The following is a 21,006-nucleotide window of genomic DNA, read 5'->3' as shown; positions in this document are numbered from 1 at the left end:
AAAATCCAAAATTTCCAAAATTAATCTTGAGGCTTCATGCCCAAATCCACCAGCGGCGAACAGATTCTAGCGTTAACCGTCGCAGGGCAAAGCCAACGAGCCGATCATCTTCTGATGCGGGATTGTTTGCATTCAGCGGCAGCGTGTGGCTGAGGCGAAAGGTGAAGCGGGCGAAGGGCTGGGGGCTGCGGAGGGCGATTCCCGCAGGGATCGCTTCGCGAATCGCCGGAATAGTGCCCGTCAGCACGCCGCCGCCCTGGCGCGATTGAACATGCAGCGAAACCGGGTGCTGGTTCACCGTCAGCTCTAGGCTGTCGAGAATATCGGGGGCGATTGCCTGCTCGATTTCCAGCGTCAGCCGCACATCAGCATTGCCCGCCAGCGGCCCCACCAGCGGCAAATCCAGCACCGACACTGGCCCCGGGCCCGACCAGCGGGTGGCATCCTGCGGCGAAATGCCGTTAAAGCGACCGTTGCGCCGATGCCAGCCCTCGCCAGAGAGCGGCTGTCGAAAGTCGTAAACGAACCGCTTGCGGGAGACTTCGGGAAACTGCTCCGGCGGGTGCGTCGCCGCATAGTGGCGGGCGTAGTGCTGCTGGAGCGCGACCTGCACCGCAGGGGGGTTGCTGGCATCTTGCAAGTTCTCGTGCTGGTGTAGCGCCTCAAGCATCTGCTGATATTGGACAGCAAAGCGGGCCTTGGCGTGGTCGTATAGCGCTTGGTCGAGGGCGTTGTGCTGGGCGATCGCCTCGATCACCGCTGGCGACAGACCTTCCCGCCGCGACCGATGCGTTACCACGCGCAGGTTTTGATATTCCGCCGCTGGATACCAGCCAAATCGGTAGTTCAAAAGCTGCACCGAGGCGTGAAACTGCTCCATCAGCCCCACCCAGGCAAAGCGATCGACACTGGCGCAGGCCGACTGGAGGCGATTCGCCAAGTAATCCTTTTGGGAATCGTCCGCCGACAGCGCCGCCTCATCCCCCTCCCAAATCGCCAACTGCCGCGTCTGAAAATTGCTCGTCCGCTGCTGCACAATGGGGTCGGGATGCAGCACAAAGCCCAACAGGTCATGTTCCGCCGCCGCCCGCATCAGCACTTCGTATTCCGGCGTTTCCGCAGTGCCGCGCTGGGCCGCCCGCCGAAAAAATTCATACAGCGAAATCACCCGATCCACCGGGTCGCGTAGCACGGTGATGTAGACCGGGCGCGTCAGAAATTGCCGAATCAAGTTGTGGCTGAAGTGTCCCCGGATGAAGCGATAGCGCGTTAGCAACTGCCGCAATTCGGTGGGCGATCGCCCCTCAGCCGCCGGATCGAGCGCGGGTAGCTGATACGGCCCCGGCGCGATCTGGCGCACGTCGAACTGGGCATCGGCGATCGCCGTTAGGGTGGAACCCGCCGTTTTGGGAATGTGAATATAGCAAAGCTGGTCGGTCGCCGCCAAGGGGCAATACAGCGTCGGGAAAGTCGAGTCGTCCATGCGGCTATTATCAACCGCCGACGCTCGGTATGTTGATTTTGGATTTTGGATTTTGGATTTTGGATTGCCAGTCGTTTGTCTACAGGGCTTCCAGCAGTTTTAATTCTCAGCACGACTCAGAAGCGTGGGTATGGCCTACCGCGCTGGCAAAATGTTGAAAATGTTAAGACGTTTTTGCCCCTGCGCCTGTAGCGCTCAAGGAGACATCGATACGTTCCGTCCCCGTCCCTGCGATACACTGTTGAAGTTGAGAACCGTTAGGACTAGCAAGGCGCACGGAGCCGCCGGGTTTGGAGAATCGCATCTATGGCGACGTTTTTATTGGAAGTGGGGACAGAAGAACTGCCCGCAGGGTTTGTGGCAAGCGCGATCGCCCAGTGGCAGACGAAAATTCCCGCCAGCCTCAGTGAGCATTTTCTCAAGCCCTCAGCGGTGAACGTCTACGGCACGCCGCGTCGCCTGGCAGTGGTGATCGAGGGCTTGCCAGAGCGCCAGCCCGACCGTGTGGAAGAGGCCAAGGGCCCGTCGGTGCAGGCGGCGTTTAAGGACGGGCAGCCGACCAAGGCCGCCGAAGGCTTTGCGCGATCGCGCGGCGTGTCGGTCGCAGATTTCGAGATTCGCAAAACCGACAAGGGCGAGTTTATCTTCGTGCAGCAGACGATTCCCGGTCGCCCCACGACTGACGTGCTGACAGAACTCATTCCCGACTGGATTTTCAAACTAGAGGGCAAGCGGTTTATGCGCTGGGGAGATGGCGACCAGCGGTTTTCGCGGCCGATTCGCTGGCTGGTGGCGCTGTGGGATGAGGTCGTGCTGCCGCTGACGCTGGTGAATGGGGGAGAAACGGTGACGAGCGATCGCCTCTCCAAAGGACACCGCATCTTGCACCCCGAACCCGTCAAGATTCCAAGCGCCTCGCTCTACGTCACCACGCTGCGGAAGGCATTCATCGAAGTAGACCCGGCCGAGCGTCGTCAGGTGATTCAAGAGCAAACCGTGGCGGCAGCCAAGCGGGTCGGCGGGGTTGCTGCCGTTAACCCCAGCCTGCTGGATGAAGTGGTGGATTTGGTGGAGTATCCCACCGCCGTCGTCGGGCAGTTTGACCCAGAGTTTCTGGAGGTGCCCGCCGAGGTACTGGTGATGGAGATGGAGAGCCACCAGCGCTATTTTCCGGTGCGAAAGTCGGAAAATTCTCCAGATCTGCTGCCCTATTTCATCACCATTTCCAACGGCGACCCGGCCAAGTCAGACATCATCGCCGAGGGCAATGGGCGCGTGATTCGGGCGCGGCTGTCGGACGGGCGCTACTTTTTTGAGAGCGATCGCAAGCAGCCGCTAGAGAGCTATTTGCCCAAGCTAGAAACCGTCACCTTTCAGGAAGCCTTGGGGTCAATGCGGGCCAAGAGCGATCGCCTCGTTAGCATTGCCGAGCAACTGTGCGACCAGCTTCGGATCACGGGTACGGCGAAAACCCACGTCCTGCGGGCGGCGCTGCTGTGCAAGGCAGACTTGGTGACGCAGATGGTAGGCGAGTTTCCAGAGCTCCAGGGCGTGATGGGCGAAAAGTATGCCCGCGCCAGTGGGGAACCGGAGGCCGTCGCGCTGGCGATCGCCGAACATTACCTGCCCAAAGGCGCATCGGACTCGCTACCCCAAACCCAGACGGGGCAAGTGGTGGGCTTGGCCGATCGGATCGATACGCTGGTGGGGATTTTCAGCCTGGGCATGATTCCCAGCGGCTCTTCAGACCCCTTTGCCCTGCGCCGCGCCGCCAACGCCATTGTCAACATTGCCTGGGGCGCAAACCTGCCGCTGAATCTGGATCAGGTGCTCCAGGACGTAATTGCCGACTATCCTGCGGGCACGGTCAAGGATGCCACCGCGCTGCATCATCAACTCCGCGACTTTTTCCTGACGCGGATTCGCACGCTGCTTCAGGAAGACCAAGGCATTGACTACGACCTGGTGAATGCCGTGGTGGGCGAAAATGACGCTGAGTATGGCGATCGCGCGTTGCAGGATGTGCTAGATGTGCGCGATCGCGCCCTGTTCCTCCAGTCCATTCGCAACAACAAAACCCTGGACGCAATTTATGAAACGGTGAATCGCTCGGCGCGGCTGGCTAAGCAGGGCGATCTGGACACTGCTGCGCTTGATCCCAAGCCGCTGATCGACCCGAAGCAGTTCGAGAAGTCTTCGGAGCAGGCATTTTACGACGCGCTGATTCAGCTGGTGCCCAAAACGCAGGCCGCCAAGGCCGAGCGCAATTACCAAAAGCTGGTGGATGCCCTGGCAAACGCTGCGCCCGTGGTCAGACGCTTTTTTGATGGCGAAGACAGTGTGCTGGTGATGGCGGATGACCCGGCCGTACGCCGCAATCGGCTCAACCTGCTGGGGCTATTGCGAAACCATGCGCGAGTGCTGGCCGACTTTGGGGCGATCGTCAAGTAAGCGAAGCCTTTCGTGCGACCTGTCGTAGGATCTACGCAGTTTCTCGCTTTTAGCTCGCTTTTGGATATAAAGCCTTTACAAAGCCTGTGCAAAGCACGGAAGAAGTTGTGCTGGCATCACCCGGATGGCTGTTTTCTGTCAGTGAAAGAAGGAGTGGAATGCGATCGCCCGGTCGAAACGCTTCCGTTTCGATCGCCATGCCGTGAATTCAGCCGTGAATTCATGTGTGAATTCGGCCGTAATTCATCTGTGAATTCACCCTTGTAGCGCTCCAAGCTGCAAGATTTCACAGTTCCGCAGTTTTACATTATTCATTCCACAGTTTCAAAATCTCACAATTTCACATTAGGTGGTCTGCATATGGTTAGCGTGCCGGGTCAGTCGATGGTCAATCCGCAGGTGGCAAAAGGACTTTGCCGAATCGTCGGGTTTACCTGCATAGCGGGCTTTTTGCTGGATATGAGCGCGATCGCTCTGCCGTTTGGCGCAGGCGAGGCGTGGCGGATTAGCGTATTGCAACAACTGGGCGATCGCAGCATTGTCTTTTTGTTTGGCATTGCCCTGCTGCTATACGGCTTTTGGGAAGAGCGATCGCAGCGCAAGCCGCTGGCCTACATCGCCCTGGCTGTTGGCGTATTCTTTCAGATTTGCTGCCTGGTGGTAATCCGCGATGGGCTGGTCTTGCAGCAGGCAACCGTGGAAAACATCAGCACTCGCGCCGCCGAAATTCAAACCCAGATTGAGCAAAGCCGCAATCAGGAGTTGCCGCCCAATGTCACCCCAGAGCAGCTTGAGCAGGCCGCCCGCCAAGTCCAGGCCCAAGCAGACTCCCTCAAGCAAAACGCCCGCACAGGCATTACCAAATCCAGCATTGCCAGCGTGGGTAATTTGGTGATTGTGGGACTGGGGCTAATCGGGCTAGGACGAGTCGGAATGCGATCGCGCAGAAGCTAAATGCTGCTGAATAAAACTCCATGAGTCAAACCAAAAGTCGTAAAAAGAAGCGCCCTAGTATTCTCCAGAGCCTTCGGACTAGCATTCGTCAGAGCGTTCACAATGCCATCCTGCCCTGGCTCAAAGCGTCGGTCAAAACCTGGCACGGGCGGCTGGTGCTGGCAGGACTCACTGTGGGTCTGTGCTATCTTCCAGCCTGGCTCCCCGGCCTAATCACCCGGGCAGCCCAGGGATCAGCCGGCTTGCCGCTGCTATCGGTGATGGTGTTTTTGGGCTTGCAGCAGCTTTGGAAGCGGCGCGATCAGCTTGCCCAAATGCACGCTTCTGAAGAAGATCAGTTTCTCGGACACCTGCTGATTGGTTGCAGCGTCCTGCTGTTTCCCTTTTGTCGATTCGCCATTTGGCCACAGTCTATCCTCTGGCTGCTGGCCCTGGCAGGCATAGCCTGTAGCACCTGGGGGGTCAGTTTCTTCTGGCGCTATCCGGTGGCTGTAGGAATGCTGGCCCTCACAGCCTACCCAAAACCCGGTGTCATGGCGCGACTGGTCTGGACAGCGCTCACGCCGCCGGAGTTTTTGGAACGCATTATGGCGCAGGCAGGGGCCACGGCGCTGCGAGTCATTGGGCATCCGGCGATCGCCGATGGCACGGTGGTAGCCCTCCCCCAAGGCGCGGTGGATGTAGACTGGGGCTGCAATGGATTCAACATGGCGTTCACCATGGCCGCTGCTGGGCTGATCATGGGGCTATTCCTGAAGCAGACCTGGCCCAAGGTGCTGGGCATGATGGCGATCGGTGCTGTGCTGGCGCTCATCTTCAACGTACCGCGCATCATGCTGCTGACCATCGCCTCGGTCTATTGGGGCGATGCCGCCTTCAAGTTTTGGCATGGGCACTGGGGCGGACAGCTCTTTTCTAGCGTGCTGTTCACGTTCTACTACTACGCAGCGAGGGCCCTGGCAAACCGTCGTCGGCCGGCTTGAGCCACTACCCGGTTCAAGCAGCCTCCCTTTCTAGCAGCCTACCCTTCTAGCAGCCTACCCTTTAAAGAGGGCACTGACAGACTTGAGACAGCAAACTTGCTGGCCTCATCCCCCAACCCTTTCTCCCCACTTGGGAGAAGGGGAGCTAGATACGGGGTTGAAGTCCCTCTCCCGCTGTGAGAGAGGGATTTAGGGTGAGGGCTGAAATTGCTGCGTGAAGTATATTCGTGCCTTAAAGAGGCTCTAAAGAGACGCGGATCGTTGCTCCACGGAGCAAAAACGATTCGCGCCATTTCGCTATATCAGGTTGTTCGCAGGGTCCGCAAGACAGAAATGGCTTGAATTGTTAAGGTTTACGACTATCCTGTGGGTCGGCATTGACAGAACCTCGAAAAACGGTAACAATGAATACAGAATTAATTCAACACCTGATTTGCAGCACTAATTTGCTGCTCTGGAACAGCGCTAGCCGTGTGTTGGAGAGTGCGCTACGACGTTTAACCTGCAACCCTCCGGTGACCGAATTAGTCAAATCGGGTCATTCGATTACCAGCAATTCTTTTTGAGTGTCTTGAGAGGTCACTATGCAACTTCATTATCGTGGTGCGACCTATGAACCCGCCAACAACGCCGTTGAAGGGTGGGAAGGCGAGGTCATTGGCAAGTATCGGGGTGTCCCTGTCCGTCAGCACCAGTTTCGGAATGTTCCCAACCAGCCCATCGATCTGCGTCTGAAGTATCGCGGCGCTTGGGTCAAGTAGCGCTAGACTTTTTCTGTTTGGCAAGTTTGGATTAGCAACTGTGGCGAAACCGAGGCACCCTCCGGGGTGCTTTTTTTTGGCACTTTTATAGCACTTTTTATGGCACTTTTTGTGACACTGTTTGTTGTGCTTGTTGTTGTTGTTGTACTTCTTGTTATACTTCAGACCTGTGCTTGCCCTCATCCCTTTGCCTGTTTCAGGTTGCGGCCAGTTCTTGCAATAATTCCACATGTTTGGGTAACAGAATTCTTTGAGAATAGCGTTCGACGATCGTTTGACGTGCAGCGTCTCGGATGTGCTGCATGTCTTTTCCGTGTTCGAGTGCATCACAAATGCGATCGCCAATTTGTTCTATCACAAAGAAATCGACCAGTAGACCATTCACCCCGTCTTGCATCATTTCGCGAACGGGTGGCGTGTCGGACGCAACGATCAAACAGCCCGATGCCATTGCTTCCATAAAGGACCACGACAGCACAAAGGGTCGAGTCAGATAAACATGCACCGATGATGCTCGCAGCACGAGTTTATACAGCCCATAAGGTAAGTTACCGACAAAATGCACCCGCGACAGATCCAGGGGCACCTGTTTTAGCATGTAGTCCTTAAAACTGTTGCCTTCGGGGGCGGCAGGGCCGTAGGCAATGCGATCGGCGGCGACGATCACCACATGGGCCTTTGGACGACGTTCCAGCACCAGCCCCAGGGCCTGGATAAACTGCGGAAACCCCCGGTAAGCATCCATGCCGCGAGAGACGTAGGTGATAATTTCTTCCTCTTCGGACAGATCTAGAACCGTCTCGCCTCGTTCATTAACGAGCAGCATTTTCTGCGCTGGGTCGGGGAAGAAGTAGTCTGTATCTACGCCATCGTGGAGGACAGAAATTTTGGAGTGAAACTCTGGCGGAAACTGGTCGCGCTGCCAGAGCGTTGGAGCCAAGCCGCGATCGCAGCTATAGAGATCCACCAGCATCGGCGCATTGCCCGCGCGAATCCGCAGCACATCATCTGGGGTCATGGGAAAGGCAGGGTCAAAGTCGGCATCGCTGCCATGCGCTCGCCCAAACCATTCACAATAGGCCAGATAGCCTGCCTCGGGAAACGCATCTTTGATAAACATGCCCACGCCCCAGCCCGAATGGGCGCTGACCACATCCGGCACGAAGCCTGAGGCTTTTAGCTGCTCTGCCAATCGATACACTGCCTGCCCGTGCAAAACGGCGCTTTCGTAATTGCGGACGTAGTGATGGATATTGGGCGTTGGTTCTCGCGAGGGTGCAAAGTTGACCTTGTGTACTCCGGCAAGCTGCACGTTTTCGGTGTGCTTGGTGCCAAAGACGACCGTATTATTAGGGTCGGCGGCCAGCAGTTGCGACAGGTGCAAGTATTGCGCCGGAAAGTTGTTGTGCAGGAAGAGAACGCGCATTTTTAGGGGCTTCTGGGGCTGGGGGCAGAGATCAGATTCCTGAATGAATCACTGCAATTTTGGCATACATATCCCACCTCTTATAGCCCCACCTCTTATGGCCATAGTCACAAGACTTACGCACTTGCGATAGGTTTTCTGGGGTTTGAATGATTTCTCGCGGGCTGCGCCCGTGCGAAATCATTCAACGGTGTAGGTCCTAAGAGCTAATTTGTAAAGGAGCCTGAAAGCCTTGTTAATCAAGGATTTCCGAGAAACCGCTTTTCCTGGGCAAACATGACCTCAAAGCCACACATGCCAAGAGTTTCAGGCTTCTTAAGATTTGCTTCATAAATTAGCTCTAAGTCACTTTTATTAGGTATTAGGACACAGGTGGTATTGCAGGGCAGCGCTGCCCTGCAATACCACGTCCTACTTAGGGATAGATCCGATATTCCAACACTTCCAGCATTCGCCCGCTCAGATTCATCTGCGTATACTCGCCCACGATGCGGCCGCCCAGGTGTTCGGCAAGCTTGCGGCTGGCGAGGTTGCGCCGATCGACGGGATAGCGCAGGCATTCGTAGTCCAGATGCTCATCTGCCCAGGCTTTGAGGCGGGCGATCGCCTCTTTCCCATAGCCCTGTCCGTGGGCCGCCTCCTTCAGCCAGATGCCCAACTCTGGCGTGGGGGTTTGGATTTGGGTGATGCCGCACAGCCCCAAAAATTCCGCCGTTTCGCGCCGCCGAATGGTCAGGTGCAGATCTGTACCGCTGGCGTTTTGCCGCAGGGCATGGCTAAGGAATTCGTCGGTTTCGCGGATCTCCTGGGGCGGCTTGGGATACATAAAGGTGGCGATCGCCGCAGTAAATTCCTGAAACACCGCCAAACGGTCATCCGGCAACACAGGTTCTAGCCACAGCCGCGCCGTCTCCAGTTGCTCCCCGCTACTCCACCACTCCATTTCCCCAGCAATCCCCTAGCTGTGGATTCGCGGCTCTGGGTGCAGCGTTGCCAACAGCGCACTTTCGACTTCTGCCAGTTCTGCCAGCCGCCGGTTCACGGTGTCTGGGTCAAAGTAGGTCGCCGCCAGCGTCCAATACGCGCCATAGTGCCGCGCCTCCGAAGCCATCAGCCCGCGATAAAACTGCGCCAGTTCTGCATCGGGGCAGTGTTGTGCCAATAGCCCCAGCCGCTCGTGGCTGCGAGCCTCGATCAGCGCAGACACCAGCAGCGAATCCAGCATTCGGTGTGGCTCTTGGCGGCGAATCTGGCTGGACAGTCCCGCGCCGTAGGGGGGAGCCGACAGCGGGGCCAGGGCCACGCCGCGCCGATCGAGCCACTGGTTCACCTGCTCGAAATGCTCCAACTCTTCCTGGGCGATCGCCGTCAGGCTCCGCACCAGTTTGGCGCTGGAGGGATAGCGAAACATCAGGTTCAGCGCCGCACCCGCCGCCTTGCGCTCGCAATGGGAATGATCGAGCAGGATGGTGTCGAGATGGGCGATCGCCTGCTCAACCCACGCCGTCGAAGTCGGCTCCTTTAGAAACTTGATGGTCTTAACAGCCTGCATAGATTCCGTGACACATTAACCAGAACGCTGCGTGACAGGGTGAACGCTGCGTGACAGAGTGTTGGAATGACCCGACGAGGAGAAGGCAGCAAGCCAGGGTCAAGCCCTCTTCGCTCTTCCCTCTTCCCTCTTTCCTCATCCCACCGCCTCCACTCGGCGCGATCGCAGTTCCAGATACAGCAGCAGCGCGTTCACATCAGCCGGATTCACGCCGCCAATCCGCGCCGCCTGCCCAATCGTCAGCGGGCGCACCTGCGACAGCTTTTCGCGAGATTCTTTGGAAAGCGTGTCGATGCTGTAATAGTCCAAATCGGGCGGCAGGGAGCGGTTTGCCTGCCGAACAATCTGGTCGATCTGGTTTTGCTGCCGCTGCAAATAGCCAGAATATTTAATGTCAATCTCCGCGCCTTCCCTTTCAGCACGACTGAGGTCGGGATTGTCCAAGCCGTAGCGCTCCAAATCCCCATAGTGAAAACCGGGTCGGCGCAATAGATCCGCCAGCGTGATGGAGCCTTTAATGGCTTGCTGCGTATCGGCATAGATTTGCTGGCCCAGATCATCGTGTTCCTTGATGCGGGTAGTGTGCAGCCGCTCTTTTTCGGCAGTGATTTGCGCCTGCTTGCGGGTGAACAAATCCCAGCGGCGATCGTCGATCAGCCCAATTTCTCGGCCCAGAGGGGTGAGGCGCTGATCGGCATTGTCCGATCGCAGCAACAGCCGATACTCCGAGCGCGAGGTCAGCATTCGATACGGCTCCCGCAGATCTTTGGTACACAAATCGTCAATCAGCGTGCCAAGGTAGCTTTGCTCACGCGGGAAGATCAGCATGGCTTCGCTGCGACAAAAGCGAGCCGCGTTAATGCCTGCCACAAGCCCCTGGGCCGCGGCTTCCTCATACCCGGTCGTGCCGTTCACCTGTCCCGCACAAAACAGCCCCTCGACTTTTTTGGTCATCAGCGTGGGATAGCACTGGGTCGCAGGCAGATAGTCGTATTCCACCGCATAGGCAGGACGCAGCATAGCGCAGTTTTCCAAACCGGGGAGCGATCGCAACATTTGGATTTGCAGCGCCTCTGGCAGCCCGGTAGAAAAACCCTGGATATAGAGTTCAGGAATATCTCGCCCTTCAGGTTCAATGAAAATCTGGTGCGACTCTTTGTCGGCAAAGCGCACAATTTTGTCTTCAATGCTGGGGCAATAGCGCGGTCCCTTGGCATCTACCCAGCCGCCGTACACCGGAGACAGGTGCAGATTTTCTCGGATCAGCCGATGGGTTTCTGCGGTGGTGCGCGTCAGGTAGCAGCACAGTTGCTCCCGCTCAACCCACACCTCCGGGTCGAAGCTGAACCAGCGCACATCGTCATCACCGGGCTGCGGCTCCAGTCGAGAATAATCCACCGAGCGCCGATCCACCCGCGCCGGAGTCCCGGTTTTCAGCCGCCCGGTTTCAAAGCCAAGGCGATTCAGCGTGTCGGTCAGCCCTGTGGCGGCAAACTCGCCTGCCCGTCCAGCCGGCATGGACTTGTTGCCCACCCAAATGATGCCGCCCAGAAACGTGCCCGTCGTCAGCACCACCGCTTTGCAGGCAAACGCCACGCCAAAGTAGGTCTGCACGCCGACGACTTCCTCGTTTTTGCCCAGGATTAGGTCAGTCGCCATGCCCTCGCGCAGGGTCAGGTTTTCCTGATTTTCCACAATGCCGCGCATAACGGACGCATATTCCCGTTTATCGGTCTGCGCTCGCAGCGCCCACACTGCCGGCCCCCGCGATACGTTTAGCACGCGCTTTTGCAGATAGGTGCGGTCGGCCATTTTGCCAATCTCGCCGCCAAGAGCATCGACTTCATGGGTCAGTTGCGACTTGGCCGGGCCGCCCACGGCTGGGTTGCAGGGTTGCCAGCCAATTTTGTCCAGGTTCAGCGTTAGCAGCAGGGTTCGACAACCAAGCCGGGCCGCCGCCAGCGCCGCCTCGCAGCCAGCGTGGCCCGCACCCACGACCACGACATCAAACGCATCTTGAAAATCGACCAAGCTCTGAAGATCCACGGCAAGATTGAACAGATTACGTCAAGTGGAGGTTGCACGACAAGAACTTGCAGCACAGAGGATGGAATGGCGAACGGGCAGTAGAAAGCTTCAGACGCAAAGTTCCAAGCCGAGCGTTGCTCCATTCTTGATCCTACAGCGATTTTCCAGCGTGTGCAGGGACTTAACGCGGTCGGGCATGAGTTGGGCGATCGCCCTGCCCACTCTCCTGCGTTCAGACAATCGCCCACTTCGATTTGTGATAAATATCACCAGCAATTAAAAAATGCCCGTACAAACCCAGCAAGAACCTGTACTGAGTGGATTTCTTAATGCAATAAGTTGAACAATTCATACATTCCAATTTCGCTTTCAATTCTGCTGAAAACTCGCTAATTCCTTCCTTTTCTGGGCAATCATGTGGCAATTCCGGCGTGCTGAAAAATCCAACGGTAGAAACCCCGAACGAAATCAGACGTTTTGCGTAGAGAATTGCGCGGTTGTAATGAGGACAAAATCAGATGCCCCGTTTCAAGTTCATTCAGAGACACCAACTTCTATACGTAAGTGCGTAGAACAAGATTGGTGCGTTATTTGTACAGTCATGAATTACCGCTCAGAGCGTTGACAGCGAAAAATCCGAAGTTTGGATCGATACTCCGTACAAGCATGGATATAGGCATGTATGTCTTTAATGATGCGGGAGTACGGAAAGCCATGATCCATAATTTACGGTCAATTCAAACTGCTTGAAGCGCCGAAATCCTTTATGACAAAGGCGGGCGATCGCCCTCAGCATATTTTTTTACCTGACGATCGAAGGATATTGTCTGCTAATCTCCGTGTAGTTTGTGAGTTGTTCACTCCGTAAATTCCTGGGGCAACTCTACAGAAAAACAGCACGCTCTTGAATCGGGAGATTCCGTATCGTTTCAGATTTAAAAGTGTCTTTCACAACTGCGTATTGAAAGTCAAAAAAGTTCGTTTGAAGGACATATAAAGACGAGAATAAGTCCTCACATACACTTCATAGAAACTAACTCCAGCCTCCTAAAGAAGAATGCTATGTTCAAATTAAGAGCCATCTAGGCACTTGATTTCAAGGAATCCGGGGCTTTGATAGCGTTTGATAGTGGCAAGTAGCAGACCGCAGGGCAATGCCAGGGGACTCTCAGATTTCGACTCAGTTGGCAACTTTAACTCATCTAGCAACCAACTTTGTTGACTCACCTTGAGTTGTTTGTTCGCAAGTTCAATGCACAATTTGGGAATCCTGGAGATAGGCAGTTGGACTGAAGTGATTGAGTCGCTACTGAAATCCGCATCGAGTCAGCAACTCCCTCTAATCAATGGCTGACGACTTTACCAAAGTGTTTGACGTACTTTTTGACGTACTTAATTTGGTCTGTTTACGCTCCGGGTCTTCGTTGGCGTTTACTAAGTTTCTACTGGTCCTTTGTTCGGCGCAGGAGTGCGATTTTCAAACATGGAACCCAATTCTGTTCGATACCAGCCCGTTAATCCCGATGTGGGTGTTTATGACTGCGAGGTTCACCTCAAGTTTCGCCTGATCGAGGAGAAAGGAGCCTTGGGCAACCGAGAGCACTTGCTCGACACCTTGCTGGATGCCTTTGCCTGTGGTGCGGATGAATACCTAGAACCCATCGAGGTAGAAGTGTCGGCTCAAGAGGTTCCCGAAGTAAACGCTTCGCCGCAAATGCGCCGCCAGTTGATTCGGCTGAGAAACTCCAGCGACGCAAGCTAGCCAAGCAGAACGGGCTAGTGCGGACAGAACTCTGAGATTTTGACGCTTCAGCGACTGTGAGCTTCCAGAGGAGCCTCTAGATGAGCCTCTGGGAACTGCGGTGTTCGAGAGTGTGGCGATCGCCCTCCAGTCTCCCATCGCCTAGGTTCCCGCCTGTTGCCGATTTGCTCTCGTCCAGTTGGGCCTGCCCAGCTACATCACTGGCTGCCAGTGAGCTTCCAGCTTATCCGGATGGCACGTCAATGCCAGATCAATGCCGGATCTATGAAAAAGGTGTTGACATTTGCAACTTCTATTCGCTAGTCTAGTTTAGGTCTGGGACAAGCCCCCATCGTCTAGAGGCCTAGGACACCTCCCTTTCACGGAGGCGACGGGGATTCGAATTCCCCTGGGGGTATCCCGATAACAGTTCGTAAACGAGTTAAAGCTCCTCTGAGGTTCACTTCAGAGGGGCTTTGTGATTTTGAGACTAGGGCGTGTTTTAAAACCCTTTGATCCCCCCTAGCCCCCCTTAACAAAGGGGGAACCGAGCCGGGCCACTCCGGAAGTCCCCCTTTTTAAGGAGGAGGATCGACTCAGGGCAATCAATGACTTAAAAAGTTTTAAAACAGTGCCTGGAATGGCTCAGCTAGATTGACTTAGATTGAGAACAGACGATTTGCAAATTCTCGCTACAGCCTGTGCAACCTCGGCGGCACGATAAGCAAAGCAGCAAGCTTATCTAAAATTTCGCGGGTCGGGCGTTTTGCGGTTTCTTGCCCGATCTTCTGCTGACAGGGAAATGTAACGGTATGCTAAGAAAAGTGAGCTACGAAACTCAGAGCTAATTTATGAAGCAAATCTTAAGAAGCCTGAAACTCTTGGCATGTGTGGCTTTGAGGTCATGTTTGCCCAGGAAAAGCGGTTTCTCGGAAATCCTTGATTAACAAGGCTTTCAGGCTCCTTTACAAATTAGCTCTCACAGTCGCTAGGTCGTGTTTTAAAGCCTTATTGATCCCCCCCTAGCCCCCCTTAACAAAGGGGGAACTGGGACAAACCGCTCCGGAAGTCCCCCTTTTTAAGGGGGATTTAGGGGTTTAGGGGGATCGAATCAGGGTAATCAACGACCTAGAAAGTTTTAAAACAATGCCTAGGTCAATGCCTAGGTTTACTCCCCCTCCCCCCTTTGCCGTTACTCAGGTGAGCGTCATGGCTGTCTTTGGAGCGCTTTGGAAACTTTTACCCCAGGGGCGATCGCTCGTCCGGCTTGCTGCCTGCCTGCTGCTGGGCTTGTGGCTCTGGGTTGTGCCGCCTTCCCCTACTGCCCTGGCGCTGGGCGGCCCGCAGCCCCCACTCGACCAGCCCGCCCCAGAGTTTTCTCTGCCCACCAACATTGGCGACGGCACGGTTTCTTTGGCAGACTATCGCGGCCAGTGGGTCGTGGTGTATTTCTACCCCAAGGACTTTACCTCCGGCTGCACGCTAGAGGCACAGCGATTTCAGCGGGACTTGCCGCAATATCAGGCCCGCAACACCCAGATTTTGGGCATTAGCGTAGACGACGTGGATTCTCACCGGGAGTTTTGCGACTCCGAAGGGCTGAAGTTTCCCCTGTTGGCTGATACCACGGGCGCAGTCAGCAAAGCCTACGGCTCATGGTTGGGCACGATGTCCTTGCGGCATACCTATCTGATTGACCCAGACGGCATTTTGCGGGAGCGGTTTTTGGGTGTCAATCCTGCCGTTCATAGTCGTGAGGTGCTAGCACGACTGGACGAACTGCAAAAAGCAGCCGGGTAATGTTGAAGACTGGATTCAAAGATTTTCAATCAGAACGCTTGTATTGTTTTGCGAACCTGAGCTAGGATTTGGAGCAGACTGAGGGCTGACTGGGAATCTCACTGCTGCCTTATATGCTCGACTTGACCAAGCTTGCCCGCCAGATGCAGGGGATTAGCCAGCATCTCACTGCGGAGTCGATCGCCGCCCGACAGAGACTAGAGCGGGCAGAGGCGCTGCTGCGGGAGGTGGAGGGACAACAGGCAGACCTAGTGGCCCGCCAGCAGGAATGGGGCGATCGCCTGGGGTTTTCTGCGGCTCGTCCGGTAGAGCCGCTAAATACGCGCCTCCCCATTGACCCGGCCCCCCGGCTGCATACCGTTCTGGCCACCGACGGCTCCCAAATTGCCCCCAGCCACCATGAAATTGCCTATTGCTATTTGATTAACGTCGGGCGCGTGGTGCTGCACTACGGGCAAAACCGCTATCCTTTGTTGGACAGCCAGCCGGAGGTGTTTTACCGACCCGAAGACCTGTACGTATCCCGCCAGTGGGGCATCCGCACCGAAGAATGGATGGGGCTGCGACGCACGGTGTCGGAGGCGATGGTGCTGGCAGAACTGGGCGAAGGAGAGAAGGCTGAGGCTCCAGAGAGGCCCACGCTGGCAATGGTAGACGGGTCGCTGATTCACTGGTTTTTGGAGCCGCTGCCGACGGAGGCCCGCGATCGCCTACTGCCGCCCATCCTCAAAGCCTGGGATCGGCTGCGAGCCACCCGCATTCCCCTGGTGGGCTACCTCAGCGCTGCCCGCAGTGGTGAAGCGCTGAATTTCCTGCGGCTCCACGCTTGTCCTCATCCCCAACCCGACTGTCTCACCCATTGTCCCGGAAAGACCGAAGATGCGCCCTGCCAAGTGTTTGCGCCACTACGCGATACGGCGCTGTGGAATCTGCTGCTGCAACCCGGAGAGCGCAGCCCCCTGTGGCGCAGTTCCTCCCGCATTTTGGAGCTATACGGCCCGCACCATGTTTACTTTTGCTATGTCAACGTGGGCGCAGAGATTGCCCGCATCGACCTGCCGCAGTGGGTAGCAGAAGACGAGGCATTGCTCAACAGCGCCCTCAGCCTGACGCTGGCTCAAGTTCAAAAGGGCTATGGCTATCCGGTGGCGCTGGCCGAAGCCCACAACCAGGCCGTGGTGCGCGGGGGCGATCGCGCTCGGTTTTTTGCGCTGCTTGAGCGGGAAATGATCCGCGCTGGGCTGAAAAATATCGGAACCTCTTACAAGGAGGCTCGGAAGCGAGGCAGCATTGCCTAATGCAGATTGCCTAATACAGATTGCCTGATGCAAATTGCCTAATGCAAATTGCCTAATTGAGAGGTGAGCCGGATTGCCGGAGTATCGGAGCCGTCACAAGGGCTAATCAGGCGATCGCCGCCAGTTTCGCTTCTTTTGCTAAGGGCAGCAGGAACCAAAACTTTGCGCCTGCCTTGGGGCGACTGTCTACTAAAATTTCGCTGCCGTGGGCCTGGATGATTCGCTGGCAAAGGTATAAACCCAGCCCCAAGCCTTGCCGAGCATTTGGACCACGCTGGTGTAGCCCAAACAGCCGCTGGCATTGCTCCTGGGGAATCCCGATGCCGTTGTCCTGCACGCTAAAGCAAACCGAATTGTTTTCCTGACGCAGTTCCACCGTCAACTGAATCCCTGGCGGATTGTGCTTCAAGGCGTTGACCAGAAGGTTTTCTAACACGTCCCACAGTCGCTTGGGATCGCCCTTGACGGGGGGCAACTCCGGATCAATATTGCAAAAGACCGTGGCCTGCGACTTTTTGAGCAGTGGCTCCAAATCCTTGATCACCTCTTGCACCAGTTCATCGAGACGAAAGGGCTGGGGCTGAATTGTCAGGTATGCATCCGGTTCGGCGTGGGCACTCAGCATCGCGTTGATCAGGCCGAGATAGCAATCGACTCCCTGAGCCATGCGCTCTAGCTCCGAGCGAGAAACCGAAACCAGGTCTACACCTGAATTCAGGGGACGAGCCGTGCCCTTGAGCAAATTTCCAAACACCATCTGCATTCCCAGGACAGGATTTCGCAGATCATGGGCGAGCGCATGCATCACATCCCGCAACGTCTGAACCGCGCACTGGCGGCTGAGGGCTTCTTGCTGGAGGCGCTGGTTTTGTCTCTGCACCTGCTGCTGCAAGGTCTGGAGCGACATCAGAATGCGAATTCTAGACTGCAACATCTGGGTGAACAGCGGCTTCACCAGGACATCGGACACGCCAGGATAAAGCTGGTCGGGATTGCTGGTCGGCGGCAGCAGCAGCAGAACAGGAATGCTGCTCGTGTTTGGATTGGACTGAAGCTGGCGGCAGGTTTCCAGGGCGATCGCCTCAGATTCGGCATCCAAGAGAATCAGCGCGGGCTGGATTTGAGCAGCCTGGGCGATTCGCGAAGCAATCCCTTCGGGAGTCGTCCCTTCGCCCGCTTCACAGACCGACAATTTGAACCCTGTTCCATTCAATGCATCCGACGCTTTGGCCGACGTTTCTGGGTCATGCTGAATTAGTAAGACGATGCCAGGTTCCATTGTCAAACGCTTGCTCCAACTCATGCCAGTTGTTAGAAATTTTGCTTCTGCTTGAACTGCTTTAATCGCACTAATTGCACTGATTGCACTAATTGCACTTTGGATGCCTTTAGGTTGGATACCTTTAGGGGCGATCGCTCAATCCCTGATGAAGGCGCATCCGCCGGACAGACTCACGACTGAGCGCTTTACGGTTGGCTTCATAATACTGTTCGGCATTTCGGAAAGCCCTCACCTAACAGGGTGTTTTTTGGGGCGAAATGCGGAATTCAGAGCGTCGGCTGTGAAGGGGGCTAGCTGCGCCCAGATAGTGCCCAGGTTGCGTCCCGATCAAAGATGGCGGCTGGGTTTTCCAATGCTCGCTCAGCCTTTATTTTTCCAGAATCAACGTAACCGGGCCATCGTTCTCAATCGACACCTGCATCATCGCGCCAAAGCGCCCCGTCTCCACGCGCAGCCCGCTCTGGCGCAGCTTTTCGACAAACTGGTGATACAGTGCCTCTGCCAGCAGGGGAGCTGCGGCCTGATCAAACGACGGTCGTCGCCCCTTGCGACAGTCGCCATACAAGGTGAACTGGCTAATCACCAGCAGGTCTCCACCAACATCCAGCACCGACTGGTCAAATTTGCCGTCACCATTGGAAAATACCCGCAATTCCAAACACTTGCGCGTCATCCAATCCAGTTCCGCTTCGGTGTCTGTACTGGCGATGCCGACCAGCAGATTCAGCCCGCGCCCAATCTGCCCTACAACTTCGCCCGCTACCGTAACCTGTGATGACGACACCCGCTGCAACACGACCCGCATTTTCCCGACTCCTTGCTGTTCCAGAACGGCTCTCTGCTTGAACCCTGTCCGAACCCTGTTTGAATCCTGTTTGAACCCTGTCCGAACCCTGTTTGAACCTTGCTTAAATCTTGCTTGAATCTTGCCTGAAGACCGCTGCTTCTATGCAGAACCCTGATTTTGCATGGCATCATAGGAGATTCGTGTAATTTTTCCTCTGTTCGCACAACGCTCTCTCAATCATGCTCAGTGCCAGTCTAATCGTCCAAGCAGAACACGCCCTCCAGCCTACCTTTGCCCGCATCGATGCCCAGGTAAAAGCGAACCTGCGGCGGGTGCTGGAGGCCTTTCGACATCACGGCGTAGGGGTTCATCACTTTGCCAGCGTCAGCGGCTATGGGCATGGCGATTTGGGACGGCAGGTGCTGGATCGGGTGTTTGCCCAGGTGATGGGGGCAGAGGCGGCGGCGGTGCGGGTGCAGTTTGTATCAGGGACGCACGCGATCGCCTCTGCGCTGTTTGGGGTGCTGCGGCCGGGGGACGAACTGCTGGCGGTGGCGGGCGCACCCTACGACACGCTGGAGGAGGTCATCGGGTTGCGGGGCAAGGGGCTGGGGTCGCTGAAGGACTTTGGCGTGTCCTATCGACAGTTGGAATTAACCCCAGAAGGGGCGATCGCCTGGCCAGATTTGGCCACTGCAATTCGCCCGGAAACCAAACTGGTGCTAATCCAGCGCTCCTGCGGCTATTCCTGGCGGCAAAGCCTGTCGATTGACGACATTGCCAAAATTATCCACCTGGTAAAGCAGCAAAATCCTGATACCGTCTGCTTTGTGGACAACTGCTACGGCGAGTTTGTGGCAGACTGCGAACCGCCCACCGTTGGGGCAGACCTGATCGCCGGGTCGCTGATCAAAAATCCGGGCGGCACGATCGTCACCGCAGGCGGCTACGTGGCCGGGCGGGCAGATTTGGTAGAAAAAGCCTGCTGTCGGCTCACGTCCCCCGGCATCGGCAGCGAGGGCGGCGCCACCTTTGACCAAAATCGGCTACTGTTTCAGGGGCTATTCCTGGCACCACAGATGGTAGGCGAGGCAATGAAGGGCAACCATCTGACGAGCTATGTGTTTCACCAGTTGGGCTATCCGGTGAATCCGCTGCCCAATGCGCCCCGCCGCGATGTGATCCAGGCGATTCGCCTCGGCTCACCCGAAAAGGTCATTGCCTTTTGCAAGGCAATCCAGGAATATTCCCCCATTGGGTCGTACCTCAGTCCCGTGCCTGCGGAAATGCCCGGTTATGAGAGTGAGCTAGTGATGGCAGGCGGCACGTTTATCGACGGCAGTACGTCGGAATTTTCTGCCGATGGGCCGCTGCGGGAGCCGTACACGGTCTTTTGCCAGGGGGGAACCCACTGGACTCATGTGGCGATCGCCCTCGAAGCCGCCATTGTAGCCGTTGGCCCAAAAACCTGACCCAAAACCTACAGGACTTACGCAGTTTATATGCAAAGAACCTGGAAGACCAAGCCAAACATAAAAATTGCCCTATTTTGGGCCATCCTGGGTGCGTTGGGGGCGCTGGCTGTGTTTCCCTACCTAATGGCGATCGCCCCTCCGCCTGCGGATCTGGCGGTGCCGCTGTCGGCCGTCGCCTTTGGGCAGGCCATCCAAACCGGACTGGTGCTGTGGCCGCTGGGCTGGCTGGGGCTGCGGCTGGGGCGATCGCTGGGCCTCGATTCGCCGCTGGTGCGGGCCTGGCTGACGGGCACCCCTCTGCCCCTCATGCCCCGTCGTCGCTGGCTCAGCATTGCCCTGCTCGGCGGGTTGGGCGGGCTGGCGATTCTGGGGCTGGATATCCTATTTCAGCCGTGGATGCCAGCCCCGCTCACGGGTTCCGCCGCCACCCGACCCCAAGTGGATCTGTGGAAAGGGCTACTGGCGAGCATTTACGGCGGAATCACCGAAGAACTGTGGCTGCGGCTGGGGCTGATGACCCTGATTACCTGGGTGCTGTGGCGACTGGCAGCGCGTCCCGTGTCGCCGCCAACCTGGATATTTGGGATGGCGATCGCCCTCTCGTCGCTGCTGTTTGGGCTGGGGCATTTGCCCGCTGCCGCTGCAGTCTGGCCGCTGACGGGGGTAGTGATTGGGCGATCGCTGCTGCTAAACGGGCTGCTGGGACTCGTCTTTGGGGCGCTTTACTGGAAGCTTGGGCTGGAGGCGGCAATGCTGGCCCATTTTTGTGCAGACTTGGCGCTGCGGGGGGTCGGGGGTAGCTAGCCGCAGTCCCCAAATGACCCAAGTTAAGGCACTGGCATAGCTTGAGACAGCAAGCTTACTGCCCTCATCCCCCAACCCCTTCTCCCAAGCGGGGAGAAGGGGAGCCAGACATAGGCTTGAAGTCCCTCTCCCGCTCTGGGAGAGGGATTTAGGGTGAGGGCTGAAATTGCTGCGTGAAGTA

Annotated in this window: 16 protein-coding genes and 1 tRNA gene; 10 read left to right on the top strand and 7 right to left on the bottom strand. The window is 56.5% G+C overall.

The genetic code is table 11. The annotated features are described in order from the left end of the window. Window positions 1-34: 34 nt before the first annotated feature. Window positions 35-1,483, bottom strand: coding sequence for a sulfotransferase family 2 domain-containing protein (locus JTM80_RS02485; RefSeq protein WP_205370517.1), 1,449 nt, complete (start codon window positions 1,481-1,483; stop codon window positions 35-37). A 306-nt stretch (window positions 1,484-1,789) separates the two neighbouring features. Between JTM80_RS02485 and glyS the strand changes: the two genes are divergently transcribed. The 4 genes from glyS to JTM80_RS02465 all read left to right on the top strand — a co-directional run bounded on the left by glyS (window position 1,790) and on the right by JTM80_RS02465 (window position 6,632). Continuing rightward, window positions 1,790-3,934 (top strand): glycine--tRNA ligase subunit beta, encoded by a 2,145-nt coding sequence (gene glyS / locus JTM80_RS02480; RefSeq protein WP_205370516.1) that lies wholly within the window; start codon window positions 1,790-1,792, stop codon window positions 3,932-3,934. Window positions 3,935-4,294: 360 nt separating this feature from the next. Next, the gene (locus tag JTM80_RS02475; protein ID WP_172354010.1) at window positions 4,295-4,888 is read left to right on the top strand and encodes an HpsJ family protein; all 594 of its coding nucleotides are present in this window, start codon (window positions 4,295-4,297) and stop codon (window positions 4,886-4,888) included. Between the two features lie 20 nt (window positions 4,889-4,908). After that, window positions 4,909-5,871 carry a cyanoexosortase C gene (gene crtC / locus JTM80_RS02470; RefSeq protein WP_172354009.1) on the top strand — a complete coding sequence of 321 codons (963 nt, stop codon included), beginning with the start codon at window positions 4,909-4,911 and terminating at the stop codon, window positions 5,869-5,871. A 584-nt stretch (window positions 5,872-6,455) separates the two neighbouring features. Continuing rightward, complete coding sequence (locus JTM80_RS02465; protein ID WP_084782687.1) at window positions 6,456-6,632, top strand: DUF4278 domain-containing protein; 177 nt, start codon at window positions 6,456-6,458, stop codon at window positions 6,630-6,632. Between the two features lie 196 nt (window positions 6,633-6,828). On the opposite strand, the gene JTM80_RS02460 is transcribed toward JTM80_RS02465, so the two are convergent. The 4 genes from JTM80_RS02460 to mnmG all read right to left on the bottom strand — a co-directional run bounded on the left by JTM80_RS02460 (window position 6,829) and on the right by mnmG (window position 11,641). After that, window positions 6,829-8,058, bottom strand: a complete 1,230-nt coding sequence (locus JTM80_RS02460; protein ID WP_172354008.1) for a glycosyltransferase — start codon at window positions 8,056-8,058, stop codon at window positions 6,829-6,831. Between the two features lie 415 nt (window positions 8,059-8,473). Next, a complete protein-coding gene (locus JTM80_RS02455) occupies window positions 8,474-9,001 on the bottom strand; it encodes a GNAT family N-acetyltransferase (protein ID WP_172354007.1) in 528 nt (175 codons plus the stop codon). A gap of 15 nt (window positions 9,002-9,016) precedes the next feature. After that, on the bottom strand, window positions 9,017-9,610 hold the full coding sequence (locus JTM80_RS02450; RefSeq protein ID WP_205370515.1) for a tRNA-(ms[2]io[6]A)-hydroxylase: 594 nt from the start codon (window positions 9,608-9,610) through the stop codon (window positions 9,017-9,019). Window positions 9,611-9,745: 135 nt separating this feature from the next. Next, a complete protein-coding gene (gene mnmG / locus JTM80_RS02445; RefSeq protein ID WP_205370514.1) occupies window positions 9,746-11,641 on the bottom strand; it encodes a tRNA uridine-5-carboxymethylaminomethyl(34) synthesis enzyme MnmG in 1,896 nt (631 codons plus the stop codon). 1,480 nt (window positions 11,642-13,121) lie between these two features. Between mnmG and JTM80_RS02440 the strand changes: the two genes are divergently transcribed. The 4 genes from JTM80_RS02440 to JTM80_RS02425 all read left to right on the top strand — a co-directional run bounded on the left by JTM80_RS02440 (window position 13,122) and on the right by JTM80_RS02425 (window position 16,477). Next, the gene (locus JTM80_RS02440) at window positions 13,122-13,400 is read left to right on the top strand and encodes an Npun_R1517 family heterocyst differentiation transcriptional regulator (RefSeq protein ID WP_068511929.1); all 279 of its coding nucleotides are present in this window, start codon (window positions 13,122-13,124) and stop codon (window positions 13,398-13,400) included. A 324-nt stretch (window positions 13,401-13,724) separates the two neighbouring features. Further along, a tRNA-Glu gene (locus JTM80_RS02435) sits at window positions 13,725-13,797 on the top strand. 791 nt (window positions 13,798-14,588) lie between these two features. Further along, on the top strand, window positions 14,589-15,179 hold the full coding sequence (locus JTM80_RS02430; RefSeq protein WP_172354004.1) for a peroxiredoxin: 591 nt from the start codon (window positions 14,589-14,591) through the stop codon (window positions 15,177-15,179). Window positions 15,180-15,292: 113 nt separating this feature from the next. Further along, window positions 15,293-16,477: a DNA double-strand break repair nuclease NurA gene (locus tag JTM80_RS02425; RefSeq protein WP_172354003.1), complete on the top strand. Its 1,185-nt coding sequence runs from the start codon at window positions 15,293-15,295 to the stop codon at window positions 16,475-16,477. Between the two features lie 106 nt (window positions 16,478-16,583). Here the strand turns inward: JTM80_RS02425 and JTM80_RS02420 are convergent, their stop codons facing one another. Further along, window positions 16,584-17,756 (bottom strand): hybrid sensor histidine kinase/response regulator, encoded by a 1,173-nt coding sequence (locus JTM80_RS02420; protein WP_225906914.1) that lies wholly within the window; start codon window positions 17,754-17,756, stop codon window positions 16,584-16,586. 370 nt (window positions 17,757-18,126) lie between these two features. Next, window positions 18,127-18,564 (bottom strand): D-aminoacyl-tRNA deacylase, encoded by a 438-nt coding sequence (dtd, locus tag JTM80_RS02415; RefSeq protein WP_172354001.1) that lies wholly within the window; start codon window positions 18,562-18,564, stop codon window positions 18,127-18,129. A 221-nt stretch (window positions 18,565-18,785) separates the two neighbouring features. Between dtd and JTM80_RS02410 the strand changes: the two genes are divergently transcribed. Together JTM80_RS02410 and JTM80_RS02405 are read left to right on the top strand one after the other, a co-directional pair. Continuing rightward, window positions 18,786-20,018, top strand: coding sequence for a methionine gamma-lyase family protein (locus tag JTM80_RS02410; protein ID WP_172354000.1), 1,233 nt, complete (start codon window positions 18,786-18,788; stop codon window positions 20,016-20,018). Between the two features lie 30 nt (window positions 20,019-20,048). After that, complete coding sequence (locus JTM80_RS02405; RefSeq protein WP_172353999.1) at window positions 20,049-20,825, top strand: CPBP family intramembrane glutamic endopeptidase; 777 nt, start codon at window positions 20,049-20,051, stop codon at window positions 20,823-20,825. Window positions 20,826-21,006 lie beyond the last annotated feature (181 nt).

The organism is Thermoleptolyngbya sp. PKUAC-SCTB121, assembly GCF_016919485.1.
In the GTDB taxonomy this organism is placed as follows: domain Bacteria; phylum Cyanobacteriota; class Cyanobacteriia; order Elainellales; family Elainellaceae; genus Thermoleptolyngbya; species Thermoleptolyngbya sichuanensis.
The sequence above is the reverse complement of the archived record's forward strand: the minus strand, read 5'-3'. Positions and strand labels throughout refer to the sequence as shown.